Here is a 4,332-nt window from a genome sequence, read left to right as displayed (position 1 = left end):
TTATAAATAACATAGATGAAAATTTACCAAAAGAATTAAAAGAAGGCAAGATTAAAAGATATATAGAGCCATTTGTTGGTGGAGGGGCTGTTCTTTTTTATCTTTTACAAAAATATGAATTTAAAGATGTAATTATAAATGATATTAATGAGGATTTAATTTTAGTTTATAATGTTGTAAAAAATGATGTCGATAGTTTAATTAATGAGTTATCTCAAATTAAAGAGGAATTTCTATCATTTGGATAATGAAGATAGAAAGAATTTTTATTATATGATGAGAGATGAATTTAATAAATCAAAAGATAAAGAGGATCTTATCAAAAGAGCCTCATACTTTATATATTTAAACAAAACTTGCTATAATGGTTTATATAGAGTTAATAAAAAAGGAGAGTTAAATGTTCCTTATGGGAGGTATAAAAATCCAAAAATATTTGATGAGAATAATTTAAAACAGGCTTCAAGATTATTAAAGAATGTAAAAATTTTATGTGGGGATTTTGAGATAATAGGTGATTATGCTAATGAAAATAGTTTTGTGTATTTTGATCCACCCTATAAACCATTAAATAAAACCTCATCTTTTACTTCATACACAAAATATAATTTTGCAGATGATGATCAAATAAGATTGGCAAAATTTTATAAAAAGTTGGATAAAAGAGGGGCCAAATTAATGTTAAGTAATTCCTACGACATTGAATTTTTTGGAAAATTATATAATGAATACAATATAAAAGAGATAACAGCTAAAAGAATGATTAACTGTAAAGGGGACAGAAGAGGAGATATTTTTGAGTTATTAATCATGAACTATTAAAATATTAAATTAGGCGATATTGTGAATAAAGAATTTAAAAATGATGAGAAATATCCAGAATAGGATCCAGATAATCCAAATGTAAAGCCTGGAATTCCTACGTGGAGTAGAGAATTTGGAAATATTAAAATAGAATTTGATAAAGGTACTAGAACTTGTTATTATCACAGACAAAAACTAAAAAAGGATGATGTTGCATGTGGTAATTATATAATAGAAATTACATACGAAAGTAGAAAATGGGAAAAAAAGAATATTGGCGATTGTGAAGCTTGGAAATGGTTAGTTAGTATAAACTCAAAGGAAGATGTTGATAAGTTCTTATGTCATTTATGTAAAATACTTCAAATGAAAGTAGATGATGATGTTTTAAAAGAATATTTGAAGGAGGATTTTTTAAAACTTCATTTAAAACTTTGTAGTTTTGGTCAATAATACTTAAAAATGGAAGGCAGTATATTATTTTCATATCGATATTTTTTTCAGTTTTTATCCGATTTGACAATTTTAGGGCAAAATTAAAAATAGTAAGAGTCTTTCCAATTCCTGTTGGAGCGTTAATGTGTATATTTTCTGACTTAAATCTAAATTATACACTTTATTTGAAATCTTATAAAATATTTCGGTTCTTAGATTGTCTATTGGTTTGATTTTAGGTTTATTTTCAATATAATCAATAATATCAGTTGGGATTTCACTAAAACCTTGGTTTTCGAAATCAATGGATTGTCTGAATTTGCTGGATAGTTGTTAGAAGTTTGTCTAAATATGGCATCCTCTTTATCTGATGATATTAATAGGGAAAATAAATATTGATATAAATAATACGCTTCAATTTTCATTTCATCGTTGGTTTCATATTTTAGTTCATCACAAAGATACTCCAATTCTTCAACTTCTGAAATGAGTTCCTCAAAATTACAATTCAATTTTGGGAAATTATTCTCATCCAAAATGCTGTTTATAAAATTAATATTTAGTGATTTAAATTGTTTCTTTAAAATGTTTTTTTATTTCTTTCAGTGTTTCTTCATCTAATTTGTCAAGTAAATAATCCATTATTAAATATTTTAGATAATACATTTTTAACTTGGATAAACTATCTGGAAGTGTATTTATTATAGCTTTTACATCTGAAATTTCCCTCTTATCCACATACTTGGAAAATTTTTCAATGCAATCGTTGATTTTCACATTTAGATAACAATCAACTACAATATCCCAAAATGTGCTGTCCTTGTAATTTTCAAGTGGTTTATCCCTTAAAATATATTTTTGGAGCTCCTTAATTCTCTTTGAAGTTATCCTTGATAACTCACTTGTGAGCATACTTGGAATTTTTATAGATTCAGTTTTTCCTTCTATTTCAGAGTATATTTCCTAAATTTCTTTAACCTTCCTAAAATTCCCCTTAGAAAATACTATAAGAACTCTCCAACTTTAAGTAATAAACTGCATCATCATAATTTCCTTCTTCTTTTTTTAAGGCTTTTTTAATATATGTCTTCATTTTCACGGGAGCTCATGCTATCACTCTGTAATTTTATTCAAATCAGGGTTTTCATTCAATAGTCGTTGGTAGCTGATACACGATAACACTCACATTATCCCTTGTCTCTTCTAATGCGGTGTTTAATAGTTCATTTACAATATCTATTGGATTATCGTTATTATTTACAATTTTTAAAATATCCTCCTTACTAACATAATCATGTAATCCATCGGAGCTCATCAACAACACATCACCATTAATTAAATCCCATTCGTAATCATCTATTTTAAATTCATCCAGCCCCAATGCTGAGGTGATAATATTTTTCATTGGATGATGTCTTGCATCCTCTTCTGAAATATGTCCCTCATCAATCAAAGCCTGAACTAATGAATGGTCTTTTGTTCTATGGATAATTTCCCCATCTCTAATTAAATAAGCCCTGCTATCTCCACAGTTTGCTATAATACATTTATCTCCTTTAATTATTGCCGTTGTTAATGTAGTCCCCATTCCTTCCTTATCACCAATAGCATTTTCTTTTATTTTGTTATGTGCCTCATGGTATGCTTTTTGTAGGAGCTCCTTTATTTCATCAATTGATAAGTTTTCATTGTATTTTTCAATAATTATTTCTTTTAGGATATTTACTGCCATCTCTGATGCTATTTCCCCTGCATTATATCCCCCAATTCCATCTGCAACTGCTAATAGGTAAATATCTTTTATTTTTTCAATCAATATGTAATCTTCATTATTTGACCTATTTCCTTTGTGGGATATGCCGTAGGCGTTATCTACTTTAAGAATGATATTATTACGGTCAATATTTTCAGTGGATTCTGACTCTGGAAGTTCAATAGGTTCAATTTTTGATATTTCAATATCTACGGTTTTTTCTTCTGGAATTTCTATTTTATATTCGCTCTTTTTCTCATTGCCTATGTTGTTCTCTTCATCCATTGTATCATAGTAATTTCCACTATCGTCAATATTTGGTTCAGTAGGAATTTTATGATTTTCTTCCTCAATATCATCATTTTTATTCTTACCAAATCCAATTTTTTTTAGCCCCTCCTTGATGATTTTTTTTAGTTCCATACTCTCACCACCTAAAAAAGTATTTATTAAAAATAGAAAATTACTTCCATTCCCTCTTAATCCTATTCAATAAAACTTCAAGTTTTTCTGCGGTATCTCTTCCAAGTGGGATGCCTTCTTTTATTCTATATTCTATTTCGTTTATTGCTCCGTTTAATTCTGCTCTGTTTTCTTCTGATTTAATATAATCTTTTAAAGTATCCAATACATCCAATAAACCAACCTTATCATTTGCCTTAGCACAGTTTAAGGCAAGTTTTGTTGTTGAATCAATTAACTCCCTTGTTAATTTTTCAATCTCTCTTTTATCTGTTGATTTCTTAATTAATTCTGTGGTTTTAGTTAATGTCTTTTTAAGTTCTTCTTTCTCTTTGTTTAGTTTTTCTAAGGAAGTTAAAGCGTTTAAAAACTCATCTATTGATTGGAATCTATCTTCTTTTTTCTTTGCTAAGAGTTTTTCCAATAGTCCATCGAATATTTTCAATTTAGGATTAATTTTTGATGGTGATAAGGGCTTTTTATCTGGATTTACGATTTTTAAAGATATTTGAGTTGGTGAAGTTCCTTCGTAAGGTAGTTTCCCAGTTAGTAATTCATAGAATAAAACCCCCAACTGATAAATATCGGTTCTTTTATCTGTTTTGCTATAAATCTCTTCATCTATTTGCTCTGGTGCTGAGTATAGTAATGTTAATGCCTTTGTGGTTGTAGCTGTTGATGATTTTGCCCCTATTTTAGCCAAACCCCAATCGGTTATTTTTGGGACTAAATTTGAAGTTAGTAGTATGTTGGATGGTTTAATATCTCTGTGGATTATGTTTTTGTCGTGAGCGTGTTTCAACCCTTCTGCCATTTGTTTTATTAGTTTAATTGCCTCTTTTGGATTTACTGGTTTTGGATAACCGTCTAAATCTTTT

At 28.4% G+C, this 4,332-nt stretch carries 7 protein-coding genes; 2 read left to right on the top strand and 5 right to left on the bottom strand.

Translation table 11 applies throughout. From position 1 onward, the window contains the following. Both F7B34_RS07165 and F7B34_RS07160 read left to right on the top strand, forming a co-directional pair. The coding region (locus tag F7B34_RS07165) for a DNA adenine methylase (RefSeq protein ID WP_292461147.1) at positions 1 to 248 on the top strand (248 nt) is incomplete at its 5' end. Then, the gene (locus tag F7B34_RS07160; RefSeq protein ID WP_292461146.1) at positions 241 to 822 is read left to right on the top strand and encodes a Dam family site-specific DNA-(adenine-N6)-methyltransferase; all 582 of its coding nucleotides are present in this window, start codon (positions 241 to 243) and stop codon (positions 820 to 822) included. The genes F7B34_RS07165 and F7B34_RS07160, both read left to right, overlap by 8 nt. 286 nt (positions 823 to 1,108) lie before the next feature. Here F7B34_RS07160 and F7B34_RS07155 read toward each other — a convergent pair whose 3' ends face one another. From F7B34_RS07155 to F7B34_RS07135, 5 genes are all read right to left on the bottom strand, one after another. Further along, complete coding sequence (locus F7B34_RS07155) at positions 1,109 to 1,348, bottom strand: hypothetical protein (protein WP_292461148.1); 240 nt, start codon at positions 1,346 to 1,348, stop codon at positions 1,109 to 1,111. 112 nt (positions 1,349 to 1,460) lie between these two features. After that, positions 1,461 to 1,751 (bottom strand): hypothetical protein, encoded by a 291-nt coding sequence (locus tag F7B34_RS07150; protein WP_292461145.1) that lies wholly within the window; start codon positions 1,749 to 1,751, stop codon positions 1,461 to 1,463. Positions 1,752 to 1,806: 55 nt separating this feature from the next. Next, complete coding sequence (locus F7B34_RS07145; protein WP_292461144.1) at positions 1,807 to 2,151, bottom strand: hypothetical protein; 345 nt, start codon at positions 2,149 to 2,151, stop codon at positions 1,807 to 1,809. Positions 2,152 to 2,383: 232 nt separating this feature from the next. Beyond that, the gene (locus F7B34_RS07140; protein ID WP_292461143.1) at positions 2,384 to 3,415 is read right to left on the bottom strand and encodes a PP2C family serine/threonine-protein phosphatase; all 1,032 of its coding nucleotides are present in this window, start codon (positions 3,413 to 3,415) and stop codon (positions 2,384 to 2,386) included. Between the two features lie 40 nt (positions 3,416 to 3,455). Next, a partial coding sequence (locus F7B34_RS07135; RefSeq protein ID WP_292461142.1) for a serine/threonine-protein kinase occupies positions 3,456 to 4,332 on the bottom strand: 877 nt, incomplete at its 5' end.

Origin of the sequence: Methanothermococcus sp. (assembly GCF_015523155.1) — an archaeon.
GTDB lineage: Archaea > AGJL01 > Methanococci > Methanococcales > Methanococcaceae > Methanofervidicoccus.
The sequence above is the reverse complement of the archived record's forward strand: the minus strand, read 5'-3'. Positions and strand labels throughout refer to the sequence as shown.

Excerpts from the sequence above, each read along its gene's own strand:
- F7B34_RS07140 (WP_292461143.1), bottom strand. The coding sequence starts at position 3,415 with ATGGAACTAAAAAAAATCATCAAGGAGGGGCTAAAAAAAATTGGATTT.
- F7B34_RS07145 (WP_292461144.1), bottom strand. The coding sequence starts at position 2,151 with ATGCTCACAAGTGAGTTATCAAGGATAACTTCAAAGAGAATTAAGGAG.